This is a genomic window from Sphingobacterium sp. GVS05A (assembly GCF_019969845.1).
Classification (GTDB): domain Bacteria; phylum Bacteroidota; class Bacteroidia; order Sphingobacteriales; family Sphingobacteriaceae; genus Sphingobacterium.
Genome location: NZ_JAHXYR010000020.1, coordinates 1 through 464, shown reverse-complemented (window position 1 = coordinate 464; position 464 = coordinate 1). Strand labels below are relative to the sequence as shown.

At 50.0% G+C, this 464-nt stretch carries 1 protein-coding gene; it reads left to right on the top strand.

Features of this window, described 5'->3' with window-relative positions:
- On the top strand, nucleotides 1-377 hold a 377-nt coding region (locus tag LC454_RS26250), incomplete at its 5' end, for a sigma-70 family RNA polymerase sigma factor (protein WP_223585390.1).
- Between the last annotated feature and the right edge of the window lie 87 nt (nucleotides 378-464).

Sequence of the window (464 nt, the reverse complement as noted above, 5' to 3'; positions counted from 1 at the left end):
GTGAAGGAGAGGTGGCGCAGGTGCTGGATATTCCCATTGAGGAATACCGGCAGATATTAATGGATACGAACAGTAGCCAGTTGTTTTCTTATGACGAATGGCGCGAAGAGCACGGCGATACTGCCGAGGCATTGATGGAAGGGCACGAAGAGGCCAACCCGTTACATCATCTGTTGGAGGGTAATTTACGCCACCGGGTGATGGAAGCTATCGATGCGTTACCTGAACGGGAGAAGTTGGTACTTACGCTTTACTACCAGGAAGAGTTGAATTTAAAAGAGATCGGGGCGGTGCTGGACGTCGGGGAATCCCGTGTAAGCCAGCTCCACAGTCAGGCGATTAAGCGTTTGCGAACACGCCTGGCCAACGACCACTGATCCGCTTTTTCCTGGCCGGTTATACATTTTATATCCCTTATCAGGAATAAATTTATGCCAGCGGGAATCAAAACAAGGCCTTTAAGC